At 44.8% G+C, this 20,562-nt stretch carries 14 protein-coding genes and 2 tRNA genes; 1 reads left to right on the top strand and 15 read right to left on the bottom strand.

Annotated features, from left to right (window positions below; translation table 11 throughout):
- The first annotated feature begins 122 nt into the window (after window positions 1–122).
- Window positions 123–5,237, top strand: coding sequence for a DUF4062 domain-containing protein (locus tag CIK92_RS09520; protein WP_094388931.1), 5,115 nt, complete (start codon window positions 123–125; stop codon window positions 5,235–5,237).
- 7 nt (window positions 5,238–5,244) lie between these two features.
- Here the strand turns inward: CIK92_RS09520 and CIK92_RS09515 are convergent, their stop codons facing one another.
- The 15 genes from CIK92_RS09515 to CIK92_RS09450 all read right to left on the bottom strand — a co-directional run bounded on the left by CIK92_RS09515 (window position 5,245) and on the right by CIK92_RS09450 (window position 20,557).
- Complete coding sequence (locus CIK92_RS09515) at window positions 5,245–7,305, bottom strand: AAA family ATPase (RefSeq protein WP_022311452.1); 2,061 nt, start codon at window positions 7,303–7,305, stop codon at window positions 5,245–5,247.
- 390 nt (window positions 7,306–7,695) lie between these two features.
- A complete protein-coding gene (locus CIK92_RS13915) occupies window positions 7,696–7,854 on the bottom strand; it encodes a hypothetical protein (protein ID WP_173823497.1) in 159 nt (52 codons plus the stop codon).
- A 5-nt stretch (window positions 7,855–7,859) separates the two neighbouring features.
- Window positions 7,860–8,747, bottom strand: coding sequence for an RluA family pseudouridine synthase (locus CIK92_RS09510; RefSeq protein ID WP_022311455.1), 888 nt, complete (start codon window positions 8,745–8,747; stop codon window positions 7,860–7,862).
- Window positions 8,748–8,789: 42 nt separating this feature from the next.
- A complete protein-coding gene (locus tag CIK92_RS09505) occupies window positions 8,790–11,354 on the bottom strand; it encodes an ATP-dependent Clp protease ATP-binding subunit (protein WP_094388930.1) in 2,565 nt (854 codons plus the stop codon).
- Window positions 11,355–11,469: 115 nt separating this feature from the next.
- Window positions 11,470–11,542: transfer RNA gene (locus CIK92_RS09500), tRNA-Lys, on the bottom strand.
- 29 nt (window positions 11,543–11,571) lie between these two features.
- A tRNA-Lys gene (locus tag CIK92_RS09495) sits at window positions 11,572–11,647 on the bottom strand.
- Between the two features lie 487 nt (window positions 11,648–12,134).
- The gene (locus tag CIK92_RS13460) at window positions 12,135–12,320 is read right to left on the bottom strand and encodes a hypothetical protein (protein ID WP_144289396.1); all 186 of its coding nucleotides are present in this window, start codon (window positions 12,318–12,320) and stop codon (window positions 12,135–12,137) included.
- 74 nt (window positions 12,321–12,394) lie between these two features.
- Window positions 12,395–13,039 (bottom strand): WG repeat-containing protein, encoded by a 645-nt coding sequence (locus CIK92_RS09485; protein WP_022311459.1) that lies wholly within the window; start codon window positions 13,037–13,039, stop codon window positions 12,395–12,397.
- A 53-nt stretch (window positions 13,040–13,092) separates the two neighbouring features.
- Window positions 13,093–14,391 carry an HU family DNA-binding protein gene (locus CIK92_RS09480; protein ID WP_094388928.1) on the bottom strand — a complete coding sequence of 433 codons (1,299 nt, stop codon included), beginning with the start codon at window positions 14,389–14,391 and terminating at the stop codon, window positions 13,093–13,095.
- Window positions 14,384–14,677 carry an HU family DNA-binding protein gene (locus tag CIK92_RS09475; protein WP_022311461.1) on the bottom strand — a complete coding sequence of 98 codons (294 nt, stop codon included), beginning with the start codon at window positions 14,675–14,677 and terminating at the stop codon, window positions 14,384–14,386. The genes CIK92_RS09480 and CIK92_RS09475 overlap by 8 nt, the downstream gene beginning before the upstream one ends.
- Window positions 14,674–15,984 (bottom strand): 30S ribosomal protein S12 methylthiotransferase RimO, encoded by a 1,311-nt coding sequence (rimO, locus tag CIK92_RS09470; protein ID WP_094388927.1) that lies wholly within the window; start codon window positions 15,982–15,984, stop codon window positions 14,674–14,676. The genes CIK92_RS09475 and rimO overlap by 4 nt, the downstream gene beginning before the upstream one ends.
- Before the next feature lie 16 nt (window positions 15,985–16,000).
- Window positions 16,001–16,951 carry a signal recognition particle-docking protein FtsY gene (ftsY, locus tag CIK92_RS09465; RefSeq protein WP_094387134.1) on the bottom strand — a complete coding sequence of 317 codons (951 nt, stop codon included), beginning with the start codon at window positions 16,949–16,951 and terminating at the stop codon, window positions 16,001–16,003.
- 185 nt (window positions 16,952–17,136) lie between these two features.
- Complete coding sequence (locus CIK92_RS09460; RefSeq protein WP_371591407.1) at window positions 17,137–18,726, bottom strand: dipeptidase; 1,590 nt, start codon at window positions 18,724–18,726, stop codon at window positions 17,137–17,139.
- Between the two features lie 61 nt (window positions 18,727–18,787).
- The gene (gene nadC / locus CIK92_RS09455; RefSeq protein WP_022311465.1) at window positions 18,788–19,636 is read right to left on the bottom strand and encodes a carboxylating nicotinate-nucleotide diphosphorylase; all 849 of its coding nucleotides are present in this window, start codon (window positions 19,634–19,636) and stop codon (window positions 18,788–18,790) included.
- Window positions 19,637–19,672: 36 nt separating this feature from the next.
- Complete coding sequence (locus CIK92_RS09450) at window positions 19,673–20,557, bottom strand: DUF4296 domain-containing protein (protein WP_256387333.1); 885 nt, start codon at window positions 20,555–20,557, stop codon at window positions 19,673–19,675.
- Between the last annotated feature and the right edge of the window lie 5 nt (window positions 20,558–20,562).

Here is a 20,562-nt window from a genome sequence, read left to right as displayed (position 1 = left end):
AATGGTTGACCATATTTTTTGGAATTGCACCGAAGAAATAGCATCAATCATTTTCGGTTTTCAGAATAAATAAGTATTTTTGTAATGAAAGTTTACTTATTACCGAAACCAACATCATTTGTATGAGCACCAATACTGCCAAAAGACAGATTCGCGTTTTCTTGTCATCCACCTTTGCAGATATGCAGGACGAACGCAACTACCTTGTAAAAAAAGTATTCCCCATGATAAAGGCCGAATGTCATCGCCGTAACGTCAATTTCTCTGTTATTGATTTGAGATGGGGCGTTACTGAAGAAGATTCAAAAAGCGGCAAAGTAATAGAAATATGTATTGATGAGATAGAGCATACACGCCCATTCTTTATCGGAATGATTGGCGGAAGATATGGATGGATTCCAGGTGCCAACGGATATGGAGACAACAACCGTCTCTTGCAGAAATACCCATGGATAGAGAAGTATCTCAATAGCAATATGTCGATTACCGAAATAGAGATGCAATATGGGGCTCTGAAGAGCAAGACGCCCGTCAATGCAATGTTCTTCATCAGACAAGACAACTATATACCAGAGCAAAAACGAGAAACCGATAAAGTAAAGATCGAGAAGCTCAAAAGACTAAAGACCTGCATTGCAGAAGCCGAAAGTAAAGGACTCTGCAGTGCTACATCATATACTACTCCAAAGGATTTGGGGCGCAGAATATACAATCAGCTAATGGCCAAAATCAATGACCTCTACCCTGACGAGAATCTGGATTTCTATTCGATTGCCGATAAGCTACAGCGAGCTAAGGAAAATGAGTTAAGACAGGTCTATATTAATGGGCGTATTCCTGCTTTGTTTACAACTGCAGCTGATTTCGACACACATCGTCTTGTTATCGGTAAAAACGGAATGGGAAAAAGTGCATTTGTTGCGAATTATTATGCGGATACTACCAACGAGGGTGGAGTTGAAGGAATTTATTTGGCAGAAGATGAATATGGCTTTGGTTATGTAAATGACGAAAGAACACACGAAGAAGGATACACCGAACGATTTGTACCCATTATTCGCACCTATATAGATAACGACATCAACACCGTTGATAAGTGCTATCGCATGTTCTTGAAGAAACTTGGGCAGACTTGTCCAACTTTTGCCGACATTGACTTGTATGATGAGACACCCATTTCGCTTAAAGACATCTTTGAAAATGCACACTATAACGAGCGTATCCTTTGGATGCTTGATGGAGTTGACCGTCTTATTGGAGATGACGACCTCTCTATGGCATGGGTTAACCAACTGCCCAACCAAATCAGTCTTGTGGTCACGGCTACTGACGAAAAAATAAAACAAGCCTGTCGTTCAATGCAGCACTATGAACTATGCGATTTATCTTCTACGGATATCATAGAGATAACCAAACGTTATCTTGCCATCAAAGCCAAACATCTCGTAGACAATCAGTATCTGCACATTGCCCGATGCAACATACTAAGAAATCCCTCATTACTGATAATGTTTCTAAATGAACTTCAAGAATTTGGCATTTACGAAAGAGTTGACGAATACATTGACCATTACCTGTCTGCACGTGATGAAAACGACTTTTATAACCTTATTATTGAAGGAGTTGAAGAAGAGCACGGACGCGATTTGACTGCGCAAATTTTATGTCTTCTTGCCGTTACCCAAACTGGTCTGGCCGAAAATCTGTTGGCCAGCCATTTGTCATTGCCTCCTATAGAATGGGCAAGTCTTTATGGCGCGCTGCGGTTGCTTACCATTGACATCGACGGGCATATTATGCTCGCCAATCAATCTTTGCAGAAAGCTGTCATTCAACGTTACATCGACGATAGAGCTAAGAAAGAATCATTTATGCGCCAAGCCATAAAACTATTGGAGAAAGAAACCAACAACTTGGATAGGCAAAGTCGCCAACTGACAAAACGCCACAATGGCTTCTTGGGATTCATTCTCATCAATCTGTTGTTTGCCAACACTATCGAAGAACATTTCCAGAACTCCATTCGCCGCAATAACACTGAACTGGTAAAGCTCTACGCTGAGACCCAGGAATGGGGGAAATTATATCAACGCATCCGTTCGATAACCGCTTTATCTGATTTGAACATTCCTCCTACCGAACTCTATGGCCTTTATCCTGAATTGTACAAAGCTGGCTATCATGTCATATCCAGCCAGCTTTCGTGTTGGTCATTATACCGTCTGATACTTTTATCGTTTTTTGTTTCCCCAGAGAATTACCGATCTCAATTTATGACATTAATATCAGCTATCACGTTACCCTCAATGCTTCTGCCAGAAGACATACGCACCCGTGAAATCAACCGGATTGTTCGTAATGTCAATTGGGTACTTCTGCTCCCATGGGGAATGAAGAGAGAAATAAAGAATAACCTACGAAATTATGCTGTTGGACAACACTTCAACGACGATATTAATATTGAAGACACATGGAGTCCAGGACGCACAATAGATTATGTACAGACGCCGCTTCTGCTCAATAGTATAGAGACAATATTGGATACGAACCGCGTTGAGCATATACTACAACAGGCCAACATGATGTTAGACCATTATGAAGACGGCGATATGGAAAAAACTCTCTTTCAACTTATAGCAGCCCAATGCTATATACGATTGGAGAATAGAAAGGAAGCAGAAGACATGCTTGACACAGTGGCATATATTGATAAGTATGCCTTTATTATAACCAGAATTGAAATACTATTTGATTTGACCTTTAACGATTTGACAAATGCCCAAGAGATAGAGGATAAGATTATGAGTATGCGTGATGGCACCATCGAACAGTCAACACAAAAAGTAGATAGTGAGCGCTATATGTTCATCCTTCAAGTCAAATTAGGCAAGAGCCCAGATGTCCATCAATGTATGGAGCGGATGTGGAATCTTTTATCATCATGCACCTACGCCAACGAAATCGGCACACTCCAGCAATTGGCAGAACAGTTATTGATATTCAGGGAATATTACCTTGCGGCTACAGCTTACCTTGAACTTAACAATTACATCTCCCCCTCTTCTCCAGAGCTGAATGCATATTTCTATTCGCAGGCTGCAGATTGTTTCGATTCCGACAAAGAATATTACGAGGCATATAAGTCTTATACAAATGCTGCTGACGCATATAAGGCAGTTCATAATAACTCCAAATACCACCATTGCTCCTATCAGGCAGTCAGGCAATTATATCTTGGAGCCCATTATGTAGATTGTATCAATCTCTGTGAACAATCACTGGAAACCAAGACAGTGAATGCATCTCACTACGCTGAAGACTTTTATAATATTATTGGCCTCTGCTCTTATAACATGATAAACAAGGTGAGTGGTGATAAGTCCAAAGCATATTACGACAAGGCCTTTGAAGCTTTTCTTAAAAGTTACGAATTGGCTGCTCTTGATGATGAGGCTGCAAAAACCATTGCTTTCAATCTGGTCAATTGCCTGATAGAATATCCCGATTATGCTACTGCTTCCCAACTTGACACATTGGAAGCATACAATGAGAAGATAAAAGATAAAGACGCAGAGAGTTACTATACAAACAAGTGCCAACTATTGACATTGAAGGGAAATAATCAGGAAGCCATCTTGACAGGAACCAAGGCAATGCAGGAAGGAGCATTTGATGAAACCAGATTGGCCCAGCTCAAAACCAAGAGTACAGACAAGAGAGTCAAGAAGGAGGGCATTGAGTATCTTTTGGATAGATTTATCCACTTGGTTAACAACAACTATACCAAGCCAGTTGATACAAAACTGTTAGAACACTACACCCGACACTATTTTCAATTCATCACCAAAGAAGATTTCTATACAGCCTTACCTCTCATCGAAGACAATGATATCTCTTTGGCAGGTCTGCTTTATATGCAGTGTGTTGACCACTATATTCTTAGCGACCCTGAACCTACAGAGACATACGATGAAGTTTGGGTAAAATATCTGTCCTCCGTTCAAGCGTTTGATGAAAGACAGACTACCGACTATATAAAGCTGCATATCAAGATTAGATGCATAATACTAAATGGCAGGTACAATATAGACGAATGTGTTACTCAATACTTGTCTGAGATAAGGCAGATTCTGCCTGATTATCCCATAAGCAAGGCTATATTCCGTTTGTGTAGATACGAAGAATGGACTGAGACCATTGTCCGTGCCGTCATCGAAGCCATTACCCAATCTCCTCATTGTGAGGAAGAACTTGCCAAAGTCATCAGGAAGATTGATGAAGTAAGCCACTCATCGTCAGCGGATATCTTCATACTATTTATTGAAAAGACGGCAAAACTAATTCGCCAATATTCCGACACAACAGTTAAAGACAAGCGAACCGTTGGTCAGGTCATCATGCAACTGATATACAATATGGATATCAATGACATGAAGATGTTGACCCACCTTTACAATCTATGCGGGCTGCCTATAGTGCTACCTATACGCGATGAGGACTATAATGACATAGACGCCGTTATAGGCAAATATAACCAGATGAAAAAGTCTCATCTTGAATATTATGTGCAACGAGAAGTTGCCGAAAAGCTACGGAAAGAATTGATATATCGTGGCCACTATCAAGAAGCATTGTCGGTTTGTAATGATTATGGAGCCAACGAACATCATGCCGACTTCATTACCAGCTACATCACCGATGCCGAATATGACAAGGCACAATGCCTCTTCCAGCAGGCAAAATACCAAGAGGCATTAAACATCTATCAGTATATACACAAGATAGCAGAAGAAAATGATGGCGAAAATGACCTTAGTGATTGGGATCATACTATTCGAGACGAAGCATTATGCCTCATTTATTGCAATAAAGAGCAAGAGGCTATCAAATTAATAAACAATCCTACTACGTCATATCCCTCTGATGATGGTCTCGCATGTATAAAGATTGTTGAGGCCATCGCCTATGTACACCGCCATCTGATGGCTGATGCGCAATCACTCTTTGAACAGGCTGCCAAAGAAGCAAACATCGAAGACGGTAAGGAGAACAATGAATGTCAAGACGATGCCGTGCTTCAATACTGCGCTCTATATTATATTGAAACAGCCCTTGCGTTGATTGAAAACAACGAGCACAGACTTGCGAAACAAGCCAAAGCTAAGGCTCTTAAATTCATGAGCAATTGCAATAGTGGGATATGCCAGAACAGAATGAGACTCATTGATGGCATCTGATTACAGATTATGCGAAGCCAATTTTAGGCTTCGCATAATTGTTACCGATAGTCAATTCATTATAGGCGGCTTCAATGTCTTCTGAGGTAATGGTTACCAGATAGTCTTGAGTAAACAGGTGAGAAGCCAGGACTCTGTTTGCAGTGTGGCAGATGGCCTTATCGGCAAACTGCTCAACCCATCGCGCATTGGCAAATCCATTGGTTTTATCCCTCAGGGTTTTGCCAATAGCGTCAGCCAAGGTTTCATTGGCACTGAGAGACAGTTTCAATCCTCTTGAAGCAATTCTCATTTGAGCAATCTCCTGCAGTTCCTCTGAACAGTAATCCTCAAAATGCAGATAGTGGGTAAATCGTCCTCTCAGTCCAGGATTGCTATCAAGCATCTTGTCCATTTCGTTCTGATAGCCAGCCATAATAATTATCATATCAGGGTTGGGCTGTGCCAAGACTGTTAGCAGACACTCTATCACTCTATTGCCGAAATCCGCTTTATCGCCTGCTCCGGTATTCAGAGAATAGGCTTCATCTATAAACAAGACATTGCCCTTTGCTTGCGCAAACAGATTTTGCATGTTATTTTCGGTGTCCCCCAAATATCTTCCAACTATGGTTCCGCGTTCTGCTGTTATGACATCACCTTTGGACAGCACGCCAAGAGAGTGGAATAGTTGACCTATTTTCTTGGCCACAGTGGTTTTGCCAGTACCTGGATTACCCGTAAATATCATGTGGTGATTAGAAACACAGGAAATATTGATTCCTTGTTGTTGACAAAGACGGGCATAACGTTCGAGAGAGGCCATATCTGCGACAACCTTCTTGACAGAAGTCAATCCGACCATACTGGACAGAGAATGCATGACGTCATCAACACTCAGGCTGGCTGTCTCGAACATACTCCAGTCAATATCGCGGCTATCTATCATCTGCAGTTGCATAGCCGATTGTGGCTCAACAACGCTATCTGTATTTGCTACACGCTTGACAAAACGCTCCGCCAGTCCCTTTGTGACAAAGCGCGAAAGCATAGATAGCGACAACTTGGGTAGAGTGTTCTGTAATGACCGAAGCAGCAGCCCTATATTCAATTCATTCAATGCATCTGAAGACAAACGCAAGTCCATTTTCCTCAGTTCGCATTGCACTCCCGACAGGAATTCTTTAACGTTCATGGGCTGCAATTCCAAGTGGTTTTGCTCATCGATTTTGGCAATCAACGTAGGATACTTTTCACCAAGCAGGGTAATTTCTGCCTTCGTTCCAACGAAGATAAAGCCAATGTCGCCATTCACTTTCATACGCGACTCTATCATTTTGGCTAAAGACGCTCCTGCTCCCCAGAGCAGACTGCCGATGTGGTGCAGAATATAGAAAGTCTGATTAGATTCAAAATACTTATCAGCGGTTTGAAATAAATTGGAGCCATTGCCCTCTTCAATGACAGAAGACAAATCGACATCGCTTACATTCCATGTCATGTCTACAATCTTAGCAAAGTTCTGCAAAGGATTTGTCAGATACTGAGCATCATCGCTGCTCACTGTAAAGTTAAGGCAAGGGCGCACATCCTTCAGATTCATGATATAACGACGCTCATTGAACATTTTCCATCGAAACAGTTCTATGGCACGCTGCTTGATTGGAGTTATCCCAGGATAATCTCCAAGTTTATCCCATTCCAACTGGTAAAACTCTTTGCGCGAGAGCTGCTCTACGACTATACTTTCCATCATGGCATGGGTAAGCGTAGTGGTCGTAAGATTGCTTACGCTGTCATCGGCAGACAGGTTGTAGGATATTTTGGCCACAGCCCGGTCATTGCATGTCAAGATTGCAAAATAATCGTTTGATAGCATGGCATATCGCGACTCACATCGGATGAGCAGACGGTTACGCTTTATACCAATGCGCTGAGGCTGGAAGTCGTTGACATAACACATAAGTGTATGGTCATAATTAGAGATTGAATACTTGTCGCCTCTATTGAGATGAGAGGCAAACGTAATGTCATAATAAACATGGAAGGAGTCGGATAATACGACTCTAACAGATACAATATCAGTCATAATAACAAATGATTAAATGAATAAAGTGAAATTTATAAAATATGAAACGGCCTTCCGTTTCATGGTGTATCAATAAACCAATGAACGCGTACAACAATCCCTTTCAGTTATCTGGACCTATATGAATTTTACTTCATATTCATGGCCACGAGAAACCGAATAGAATGTTTGCTTGCATTGATTTATCTTTAATCTTTGTTATTGTGTTTTTTGACTTTACCGTCAATATTCGTTGCAAAGGTAATGATTTTTGTTTAACTGCCAAATATTTTCAGTATATTTTTGCACAGAACACAGGATGAGCCCCCTAATAATAAATAATGTGGGTGTGCCCAAACAATGGACATGCCCACATTATGCATGATAACCTATAAACCTACAATTAGGCACCTATGACCTGAAGTAGGCAAAATAGATATAAGCCAGAATGCCTACGATTATTGCCAGAATGGCTGTCTTGATTAGACAACCTGTTATCTTTTTGATTACTATCACGCCCACTACTACAGCAATGAGAATGAAGATAAAATAGGTGAAATTAATATCCATATCGTTTATTTGAAGAGTTTTCTAAATTGTGTGGGTATCATTGTTTCAAACTCCATCCGCTCGTGTGTCACGGGATGATAGAAGCACAGTACGTAAGCGTGAAGACACAATCGGCCGAGCGGGTCGTCGCCATTACCGTATTTGACATCGCCACATACCGGATGCCCCATGTCTGCAGAGTGAACACGGATCTGATTCTTGCGCCCTGTCTCCAATTGATACTCTACCAAAGAATGTTCAGTAGTACGGTTCAATACATAGAAATGGGTAACAGCATATTTACCACCATTGTCGGTAGGCGATGAATAGGTCACGTAGTTCTTGTTGTCCTTCAGCCAATTGGCAATAGTACCCTCGTTGTCTTCCATCTCACCAGAAACGACAGCAACATAGCGACGGTCATATACGATATTATGCCAATCATGTTCCAGTATCTGCTCCGTCTGCATATCTTTGGCATAAATCATCAGACCAGATGTATCACGGTCCAGTCGATGGACGACATGAGCAGTGCAGCGTTGGCGTGTACGACGGAAATAATCATCCAATATTGTTTTGACATTGAGCGAAGAATGACCAGCTGCCATACTCAGTATGCCCACGTTTTTCTCTATCACGACAAGGTACTTGTCTTCATAGACGATACTGAGATAGCGGCTTTTGAACTGGTCGTTCTTTTTTGAACGGCTGATTGAAATCTTATCTCCTTTATGGATGGGGAAGTCAAATTGGGTTACTTGCTTGCCATTGACTTTTATGCCACGCCCCTGCAGAGTCGCCTTGACTTTAGAGCGGCTCTCTTTAAGGTTGGCAAGGAGCCATGAGAGCAACGTATCATCTTCTTGCGCCACATATTGGGCATAATCGTTCTTCTTGTTATAATTGTTTATCATCTGTTTGCTTTTGAACAGTTAATGTCTCAATATTCGGTGCGCTTATGATGGCTGCGCGGTATCTGCATTGTTTTCGGTTTCGACCGTAAACGAGAGCTCATCTTTATCCGTAATCTTGTCTATGACTATCGTCTGACCGGGGGTGAACTCTTCTGAAATCAACGCTTCCGACAGTTTGTCCTCTATATAGGTCTGTATGGCTCGTCTCAATGGGCGTGCGCCAAACTGCACATCATATCCATGGTTGGCGATAAACGACTTGGCTTCATCGGTTATGCTAAGACGATAGCCCATTGACAGGAGGCGTTCAGACAAGTCGGCAAGCTGAATGTCAACGATTTTCTCGAGAGCTTCAATGCTTAACTGGTCGAAGGTGATGACATCATCAAGACGATTGAGGAACTCGGGGGCAAACTGCTTGCTCAAGCTCTTCATGATGATATCGCGCGCATACCTCTTATCATCCTCGTCAAGGTCAGCGCCCAAGATATTGCGCTTGGAGAAGCCAATGCCACGACCGAAGTCTTTCAGTTGGCGCGTTCCGGCATTTGAGGTCATAATAATAATGGTATTGCGAAAATCTACGAGACGACCATTGCCATCGGTAAGACGACCCTCGTCGAGCACCTGCAACAACATATTGAAAACGTTGGAATGGGCCTTTTCAATCTCATCGAGCAAAACGACTGAATAGGGATGACGACGCACTTTCTCGGACAACTGGCCGCCCTCATTATAACCTACATATCCGGGAGGAGCTCCAACCAGCCTGGAAGTGGTGAAGCTCTCGGCATATTCGCTCATGTCTATGCGTATGAGAGAGTCGGTAGAACCAAACAGGTGCTCAGCTATCTTCTTGGCCAAATGGGTCTTGCCGACACCGGTTGGACCGAGGAACATAAAGACGCCAATAGGCTGGTTGGGCGACTTCAGCCCCACCCTATTGCGCATGATGGCTTTGGAAACCTTTTCCACAGCTTCATCCTGCGCTATTACGGTCTGCTTGAGTGTGGCAGCCAGCGTCTTCAACTGTGCGGTCTCGCCTTCAGAGATGCGCCGAACGGGCACACCGGTCATCGTGGCGACAACCTCTGCGATGTCTGCTTCGCTTACCTTTTCCCTTTGTTCGCTTTCTCCAGACATCCACTTGCTGCGCATATCCGCCAATTCCTTTTCCAAGACCAGTTCCCGGTCACGATAGCTTATTGCCAACTCAAAGTTCTGCTTCTTGGCAGCACTCTGCTTCTTGTCCTTAATCTCGGTCAGCTCCTTTTGAGCCTGTCGGATTTCGGCAGGGATGGTGGCATGGGACAGATGCACATGGGAACCGGCCTCGTCCAAGACATCGATTGCCTTGTCGGGGAAACTACGGTCACTTATATATCTATCGGCAAGACGGACACACGCTTTGAGAGCCTCGTCGGTATATTCGACATGGTGATGCTCCTCGTAGCGAGACTTGATATTCTGCAGGATACACAGGGTGTCTTCTGCAGAGGTCGGCTCAACCAGAACCTTTTGGAACCTGCGCTCCAAGGCTCCGTCCTTCTCTATGGAGTTGCGATATTCGTCAAAGGTGGTAGCGCCGATACACTGTATGGTGCCGCGCGCCAATGCCGGCTTCATGATGTTGGCAGCATCCATGCTACCCGGTGTGCTGCCCGCGCCAATCATCGTGTGTATCTCGTCGATGAAGACGATTATGTCTGGATTGTTCTCCAGTTCCTTCAGCAATGCGCGGATGCGTTCTTCAAACTGACCTCTGTATTTGGTTCCGGCTACGATTGCGGTCAAGTCAAGATTAATCAGACGCTTGTTGAACAACAGCGGCGAAGTCTTCTGCTCGACTATCATCTGTGCCAAGCCTTCTACGATGGCACTTTTACCCACGCCAGGCTCTCCGATGAGTATGGGATTGTTCTTTTTACGCCGACAGAGAATTTCGGTGACGCGCAGAATTTGCTCATCGCGCCCTACCACGGGGTCAAGTTTGCCCTCGGCTGCAGCGCGGGTCAGGTCTACAGAGAAGTTGTCTATGACGGGAGTGCCTCCCGGGGCGTCCTTGCCCTTGGTGGCAGCAGCCGTGTCACGGTCAGAACGATTGTCGTATTCTGGAGTTTCTCCCTCATCGTCATCAGACATGAAAAGTCCGTCTACAGGACCACTATTGGTTTTTTGAGCCAAATAGTTCTGCATATCTTCGTATTTTATATTGTTGTCATTGAGAATTTCCTTAGCAGCAGTGTGAGCCTTGTCATGCAGGATAGCAAGCAGCACATGGTGGACATCCACCATCTGGCTATGCTGCAAGCGGGCTTCCAAGACAGCCAACCTCAATATATTACTGGCCTGCTCGGTGAGCGATATCTCGCTGTCTGAGGCTGACTCGTAGCGATACTCGTCAATGATGCGATGCTCAACAGTCTCTTTCAAAGATGTATAGTTTATATTGAGATGTTTCAGAAATTCTGCAGCTTTACCACTATCGTCATGCAAAACGCCCAACAGTATATGCTCCGGACAGATGGCCTGGCTGGAAAGCCTGTCAGCCTCCTTGCGAGCAAATACCAATAAATCAGATACTTTTTGTGAAAACAGATTATTCATATATGCGTTTCGATTCCCTTTTTATTAATTGTTATGCAAAATTACACATTCATTATTGAATATGCAAAAAGCGTACCAAAAAAAAGAGATAATCTTTGTCAGATTATCTCTTTTGTACACCCTTAGGGGTTCGAACCCTAGACCCACTGATTAAGAGTCAGTTGCTCTACCAACTGAGCTAAGGGTGCAAGTGGAAAGTGCAAAATGATTTGTCTTGTGGTACACCCTTAGGGATTCGAACCCTAGACCCACTGATTAAGAGTCAGTTGCTCTACCAACTGAGCTAAGGGTGCTCATGTTTTGACTTTCCTTATTTGCGAGTGCAAAGGTACGACTTATTTTGGTAACCACAAAATTTTTCAGAACATATTTTTGAAAAAATATCAGTATTCGTGAGGCTTGGGCTGCATTATATCATTGTGCGTTTGGCATACATGGATGCCATTATCATGCGAACATATTAATAATTAATTTGTTAGACACCACCAAACCTCGTCTGCAGGCACAATGCTTACCATAGGCTGCATAAAAGTCACATTCGGCACTGCTATAAAGACATAGACAACATCCTGGCCATACCACCCGGCTCCCCTATCCTACGTCATCTCTCCCAAATGCATGTTTTTCTTGGTTTCAAAGTTTGAAACTAACAAATCAAGGTGCGAAATGATAAAATCGAACTTTGATTTTATGGTTTCATACCTCGAACATGGAGATTATATCATCACGGCACTTTTCCAACCGTTCCGGCACAAGTCGCTACCGACCGGCAGAGACATACTATGGAACAAGGGCGAAGGAGAAACCAGGCGCAAGCAGTCCTTTTACCGCGATGCGATAGTGGAATAGCTCGGCGTTGCAATCATCAAAACTGATGCGACGAATCACGATGACAACGGTCGGTCTGACAATAATCCAGAAAACGACCTTGCCCGATATAAAATTATCAACTATATATTCAGGCATACAGATCTATGGCCTAAAATATATAGTTGATAGTCACGATGCCGATGAAATCGGCGAAACAGCTGCCAGCCGTATTATAATAAGGTAACCTTGCCATCCTTTACAGCCTCAAAGTACGGAGGCTCTTCGCGGAGGGTAATGTCATCGTAGATGAAATCGGCATAAATGGTATCTTTACGGTCTGGAAGCACCAAACCCATCTTGCCGTCTTTCTGGGCTATAATAGGCATTGTGCGCAAATCATCTACATAGACGTAAGGAGTACGCAAGAAATCATATTGAGCCTTCAATATCACCTTACCCGTATGGTCAAGAATGCCATATTTGCCATTCTCTTCATATATCTGATGATACTGGATATATTTGCTTTTGATACGGGCGAGATAGAAGTTCACCCTTTGTTTGTCGTTGATAAATTCGAGCATATAGCTGAACGTGTCGCAATAGTTGGCAATGGCTCTTGCCAGCACGACCTTGAGATCGAGGCCGTCAAGCACCTTGCGGTTCAGGTCTATATATCGGGCTATAGCCTGTTCGCGTTGTTCGGTATTGAGGTGGGCCAGCTGCTCTTCAAAGCGATGCATCATGGCAAGCGTGCCAGACATACCTTTGATGTAACGGTGTATCTGGCGTCCCATCTCGACACAGACGAACTTGTCTATCTGCTGCTGCTCAATGGGGTCGCTATATTGCTTTTCAAAATTCTCTTGAGTTATCATATTCTATACACTAAGTTTCATCAAAATTACCAATAATTTTTGTAAGGAGCAAACTATCTCCGCTTTATTTTAAGCTCGGGAATCTTAATCATCTGTCCTTCCTTGACTTCACGCGTGCCATTTATCGCCTCTACATAACACTCCATGCCCGGACCAAGATAATACTTGCTAATCGATGCGAGGCTCTGCCCAGCACGAACTTTTACGGTCGTTTTTACACCTATTATATTATAAGCTCCAGTGCGCACTCGGGCATCATTGTTATACTCGGTCATGGGCTGAGGCTCAGCTGCAGGCTTGTCTTCTTTTTTTGCAGCCACATGCTTGGTGGTGTCCTTATGCAGCACATCGACCGCTGGCTGCTGCTCGACAACCTTGACGGGAACCGTATCTTTGGCTGTGGATTGTGGATTGGCAACAACGGCAACCTGAGGCGTCGTGGCCGTATTGGCGAGACGAGCAAAAGAACTGAAGTTGGTAAATATATAATAACCACCGCCAAGGACCAAAAGCAATACGACCACGACGGCGATGCCTATCAGGCGCATAAGGTGATGGGAACGTTCCAACTGTTCACGCAGGAGGTCGTTAGCTTCAGACAGTTGTTCGTTCTGTTTGCGCAAGACTTCGCTAAGCATTTTGGCACTGTCATCAACCCCAGTGACGGGCATGGGCGTAGGCTCGACCGCTTCAACGGCGGGTACCTCTACAGGTTCGGGAACAGTTTCTATGTTTTCTGCCTTGGCATCTTCCTTTTCCGGTTGACAAGCAGGGGCTGCCTCCTGGGACTCAGAGGTATCTTCTCCCACTTCCTCTGCCTCTTCCACCGCTTGCTCGGCACCTTCTATCACTTCGTCAATCTGCGGAGTTTGCGGTTCTGCGACGGTCTTTGGTTCTTCGGCCTCGGGATTTACCTGTGATTGGGTCTCAACAGGCAAAGGTTCTACGCTATGTGCAGCGGTTTCAGGCTCATCCACATCAGCCTCGCTTTGTGACATATTGGCGGCTTCGTCTATAGCGGTAAAGTCAACTCCTTCATTGACCATCACGGTTTCAAACTGCGCAAATGGGCGGTTAACCAAATCTCGAAGGGTTGTATCTGGGGTAAAGGAAATCTTGTCACGGCCGGAAATCTCGATAGATTCGCCAGTATTGACATCAACGCTCTTGCGGGCACTGACTGGCACCACCTTGAATGTGCCAAGCCCTTTGACCTTTACCATCTTTTCATCACGGAGGCTGTCGCAGAGGACGTCAAAGAAGCTCTCGACAAACGCAAGAGCTGCCTCGGAATCAAGTTTGCGCTTCTTGGCAAGAATGGTTGCCAGCTCCTTTATGCCAACTTTACTCATCGCTTCCTCCTCCGTATTTTAATTGTTCCTTAACCGATGCAGCGGGCTTGAATCCCAAAACAAGTTTAGGGGGAACCAGCATGCGCACACCCGACGAAGGGTTGACAACAACGCGCTCCAAACGTTTCTTTACCTCAAACGACCCGAAAAACGGAATGGAAACGACTTCACCTTCGCCAAAACAGTTGGCCATCTCGTCAATAAGCGAATTAACCAACCGCTGTGTATCGGTCTGGGTATATCCGCTGCGTTGTGACAGAGCTGCAATAAATTCCTTGTTGTTCATACTACTTCGCCATACAAATCAAACTCGTCGGAGTCTGTAATTCTTACTTGATAGAAACGGCCTACACGCAATGGGCGTAACGCACGAATGAGAACTTCGGGGTCAACTTCGGGCGAACAGAACTCTGTGCGGCCTATATAATAGCCACCCTCCTTGCGGTCAATAATCACTTGCATGACACGTCCAACCTTGGCGGCCTCAATCTCTTCACTTATATCCTGCTGCACGGCCATAAGCTGGGCAAGTCGCTGCTCCTTGACCTCTGGTGCAACATCGTCGGCATAGTGCTGGGCACTATATGTCCCCTCTTCTTCTGAATAAGCAAAGGCGCCCATCCTTTCAAAGCGTGCCAAACGCACAAACTCGACAAGTTCATTGAAATCTTCATCGGTTTCACCTGGAAATCCGACCATGAGCGTGGTACGCAAATGAATACCAGGCACGCGCTGGCGGATGGCCTTCACGAGGTCGATGGTTTCCTGCTTGGAGACATGGCGGTGCATGCGCTCAAGCATGTGGTCGGATATATGCTGTAGGGCGATATCGAGATATTTGCAGACGTTGTCGTGGCGGGCCATCACATCAAGCAGCTCCATTGGGAACTGATTGGGATAGGCATAATGGAGACGAATCCATTTGACGCCTTTGATATTGGCAATGTCCTCTATCAAATCTGCAATATGACGCTTGCCATCGATATCTACGCCATAATAAGTCAATTCCTGCTCAATAATCTGAAACTCGCAGGTGCCACCGGCAACAAGCGAACGTATCTCATCCAAGATTTCCTGCTTAGGACGCGAATGGTGCTTGCCGGTAATAAGCGGGATAGCACAATAGGCACAACGACGGTCGCATCCTTCGGCTATCTTGACATAAGCATAATGGTGAGGGGTGGTAAGATGGCGAACCGGAAGCGAATCGGGACCAGCCTGAACAGAACCCTCTGCCGGACCTAAGTCGGCAATCAACTGATTGAAATTGAACTTGCCATAATATTTGTCCACTTCAGGTATTTCGGCCTCAAGGTCATCCAGATATCGCTGCGAAAGGCAGCCCATGACATAGAGGCGTGACAACTTACCCTGCTGCTTACGCTGGGCATATTCCAATATCATATTGACGCTCTCTTCCTTGGCATCGCCAATAAAGCCACAAGTGTTGATTATGGCAATCTCGCCCGAAGGATGCTTAGGGTCGTGCGTGCAATGATAGCCGTTGGACTCCAGCCGACGCATCAGGCTCTCTGAATCTACAAGATTCTTGGAGCATCCCATGGTGATGAAGTCGATATGATTCTTTTTCATGTTACTCTTGCCTGTTTTACTTAAACAAAGAATCAACGAACTCCTTACGGTCAAATAGTTGCAGGTCTTCCATCTTCTCACCAAGTCCGATGAACTTCACAGGCACTTTGAGCTGGTCTGAGATTCCTATAACAACGCCACCTTTGGCTGTGCCGTCAAGTTTGGTAATGGCAAGGCTGGTAATCTGGGTGACCGCACTGAACTGCTTAGCCTGCTCAAAGGCATTCTGACCTGTACTTCCGTCAAGGACAAGCATTACCTCGTCGGGTGCCTGGGGAAGAATCTTCTTCATTACGTCCTTGATTTTCTTGAGCTCGTTCATCAAGCCCACCTTATTGTGAAGGCGGCCTGCCGTATCAATAAGCACTACATCGGCATCGTTGGCCTTGGCACTCTGAAGAGTGTCGAAAGCAACGGAAGCGGGGTCTGCACCCATCTGCTGCTTGATAACAGGAACTCCTACCCGGTCGCCCCATATCTGCAACTGCTCAACAGCAGCGGCACGGAACGTATCGGCAGCACCAAGATAAACTTTCTTGCCAGCATGCTTGAATTGGTAGGCCAACTTGCCTATGGTAGTGGTCTTGCCCACACCATTGACTCCGACAACCAAAATAACATAGGGCTTATGGTCGCCAGGAAGATCCCAATTTGCAAAACTATCCTTATCATTCTCAGCAAGCAGAGTTGCGATTTCGTCACGAAGGATGGCATTCAGTTCGGAGGTAGAGACATACTTGTCGCGTGCGGCACGCTGCTGGATGCGGTCAATAATCTTAATGGTCGTATCGACACCCACATCAGAGGTTATCAGCACTTCCTCCAAATCATCGAGAACCTCGTCGTCAACTTTGGATTTTCCGGCAACGGCGCGCGAAATCTTCTCAAAGACACTCTGCTTGGTTTTCTCTAATCCCTGATCCAGTGTTTCCTTCTTCTTCTTGCTAAAAAAATCAAAAATACCCATGAGTAACTTGTTTATTATTATATATTTGCAAAGTTACGGTATTTTTTCCAATTAGGCGAAGCAATGTTTTCATTTCTTTAACAGCTGATAAAAAAATAAACATGGAAGAAATGAATATGAACATAATGAAATAAAAAACCTTGCAATCTGTAACAATTGCAAGGTTATATGATTTTTTTATCAGACTACTCTGGAGACTGGAACTTCGTCCCTGTAGTCTTGACAAACTGGCGGGCAAACTGTTCAGGATAACCCTCTCGCTTTACACGGGCTCCCAATCCTGTCTTGGTACGCAGGAAAGTACGTCCTTCGGTGGGCTTGACAACCATATCATTGTATTTAACAATGAGGAAAGTAGCAAGTTCACGCCATGTAGCAAGCATGTTCTGAGCCTGAGTGTTGCTATAATCGTTGAGATATTTGAGAGCAGCAGCCTTATCCTTATTATATAAGGTGAGGGCTTCGTCTTCAACACTCTTTTGCTGAGCAAAATAACTATTCTCCAAACTGTCACGCACCTCACGCAAAGTGGGGAACATCTGGCTATAACGGGGATAAACCATATTGCTTACCCAGTTGCAAACCCAATAAGCATTGCGGTCTGAGAATGTAACAGCATCAGCTCCAGGCGTATTATAACACTCGGGCTGCACGGTATTGCCACAATATATGGGAGTATAGGCTATCATATTGCCATCATCGTTACCCCACCATATAACGCCTCCAATCTCACGAGGCAACCACGAGCGCATCTGGCTGACATAACTGAAAGCAGACTGCTGGGTACTGGTCGGGCGCTCATTGAAATACTTGACGCCATCAACCGTATATGACAACGGAGTGGGACGATAAGGCATCTGCCAGATACCGCCACCCATATCAAGAGTATCGGTGGCAAGAGGAGTGCCTTCGTAATGGTCTCGCATACATGCCTGCACCTCCTGGACAGAGACCTTGTGGTCGGGAACAATCCACAAAGGCATATCTTCGGCATCTTTATCTTTACCCAATGCCCATGGGAGATAACGGTCGAAGCCCTTGTCAAAATGACGGAAGAAACTCCAAACGCGTGCGTCGCAGAATCGGCGCCCGCCGAAATCGGGAGCTGCATATACCCACTTCCAAGAGAAATCGGCGTCCTTGCCAGTAAACCATCCCTTAGAACGAGCAAAGCTGATTACATCCTTGGAATAAAGGACATTCTTCTTGTCCTTCATATTGAATTTGCCTATGCGGCTCTGGTTGGCATGGGCACAAATGGCATTGTCGGGAATACGCATAGCCACCCAAACCACGCTCTTGGAACCAGGTCCCTTGCCCATCATCTCCATAATCCAGGCCTCGTTGGGGTCACAGATGGTAAATGTCTCGCCACTACTATTGAAGCCGTAAGTCTCTGCCAGCGTAGTCATTACCTCAATAGCTTCGCGGGCCGTACGGCTACGCTGAAGCGCGATGTATATAAGGCTACCATAATCAAGAATACCGGTAGGGTCTATCATCTCTTCACGTCCACCATAGGTGGTTTCGCCAATAGTAACCTGATATTCGTTGATATTGCCAATCACATTATATGTAACAGGTGCCTCGGGGATGGCTCCATGATATTCACCATTGTCCCAATCATAAATCTGGCGCATAGTTCCCTTGGGATGAATTCCCGCAGGATAGTGGGCAAGATTGATGAACATGCCATAATCATCGGCATTATAAGTGCAGATGACCGAACCATCGGTAGAAGCCTGTTTTCCCACTATAAAATTGGTACAGGCCATACTGCCTGCACTCACCAATGAGAAGATGAATGCTATGATATAACGATACATAGGCGAAAGATTAACAGGCTTTGAAACTCATATCAAGGCCCTTTACAGAATGAGTAAGAGCACCGACAGAAACATAATCTACACCTTGCTCGGCATAGCTGCGAATGGTATCAAGGGTTATATTGCCACTCGATTCAACCTCATAACGATGATTGATGAGGTCTACAGCCTTCTTAGTATCTGCCACAGTAAAGTTGTCAAGCATGATACGATTTACACCGCCACATTCAAGGACCTGATTGAGCTCATCGAAATTACGAACCTCAATCTCAATCTTCAGGTCAAGGTTGCGTTCCTTAAGATAAGCATGACAACGGTTGATAGCGTTGGAAATACCGCCAGCAAAATCAATATGATTGTCCTTGAGTAATATCATATCAAAAAGACCGATACGATGGTTTACGCCACCGCCAATCTTGACTGCCATCTTTTCAAGCATTCGCATACCAGGAGTGGTTTTACGTGTGTCGAGAACATGTGCACCAGTACCTTCTATACGTTCTACATAACGATGGGTCATTGTGGCAATACCGCTCATACGCTGCATGATATTGAGCATAAGGCGCTCGGTCTGCAACAAAGACCTTACCTTGCCAGTTACAACCATTGCGATATCGCCACGATGAACCTTGGCTCCATCATTGATGAGTACTTCTACAACCATAGTTGGGTCGAAGCGGGCAAAAACTTCCTTGGCAATTTCTACACCGGCAAGGATTCCATCTTCCTTGATGAGGAGATGAGACTTACCCATAGCATCTTCAGGGATGCAACATAGTGTGGTGTGGTCACCATCACCAATATCTTCTGCAAAAGACAAATCAATCAGTCTGTCTATTAATTCGTTAACACTCTGCATGACTTGAATAATTTTATTTGACACTAAATTAATGAGTTATTTCAACTTTGTGGGCTCTACCTTCAACGTCCTATCAATTTGCTGCACTTGCCCAGAAGCGCTTTGTGGGAGGGACAAAGGTTTGCGGGGGATTGGGGGCACATTAACCGGACGTATTTCCGATGTGTCTGCATCATTCGGTAATGTAGCCGGCTGTGGCTTGGAGTGCATTCTTACCAATTGTATGTTATTGATAAACATAAGCTGCAAAGTAGTAGCCGACTCCAGTTGGCTTTGGCTCTTGCTCAAAATAAAGTAGCCACGAATCTCCTTAATGCCTACCCGCCCATAATCAGACAAGTTTACCGTCTGATGACATGGCATAGAAACTTGAGTGAAAGAAGAAACGATGCTGTCATTTGCCAATGTGATAGCAAGAAGCACACAAGCATTGCGCATTCCGTCTTGATAGATGAAATTACAATTAAATGCCAATGCAAAGGCATCGCCAGCATGATATGAGGTATCACACTTTATAACAAAGCTCTTCTGATTGAATGGAGCTTGGGGAATAAGTGTAAGAGAACGCGTTTCGCTCCATACATTGGCAGTATCTCCTGTCGCACCCAATGTGCCAAGACTGCCCAACTCTGATGTCGACACTCCCAAAGAGCCTGCCTCAGCGCGCAGGCGGTCCTCAAGTTTGTCATATATCTTAGAAAGCTCGTCGGTATGACGCATATAATAGGTCAGCGAACGGTCAAACTGCTCCTGTGTAATCCCATGTTTGCGAAGAACCGCATCCTCATAAATACGCTCCCATTCTCCAGGGTTCCCCTGCTGAGAAGCCAAACTCTTAGAAAGATGATAGTCGTACATAACATCCTCCATTTCTCCACGTGACAGAATGTCTGAAGGCAAGGATGGCTTACATCCTTGCATAAATA

This window comes from Prevotella sp. P4-67, from assembly GCF_002251325.1.
GTDB lineage: Bacteria > Bacteroidota > Bacteroidia > Bacteroidales > Bacteroidaceae > Prevotella.
This window is presented reverse-complemented; position numbering and strand designations above follow the sequence as displayed.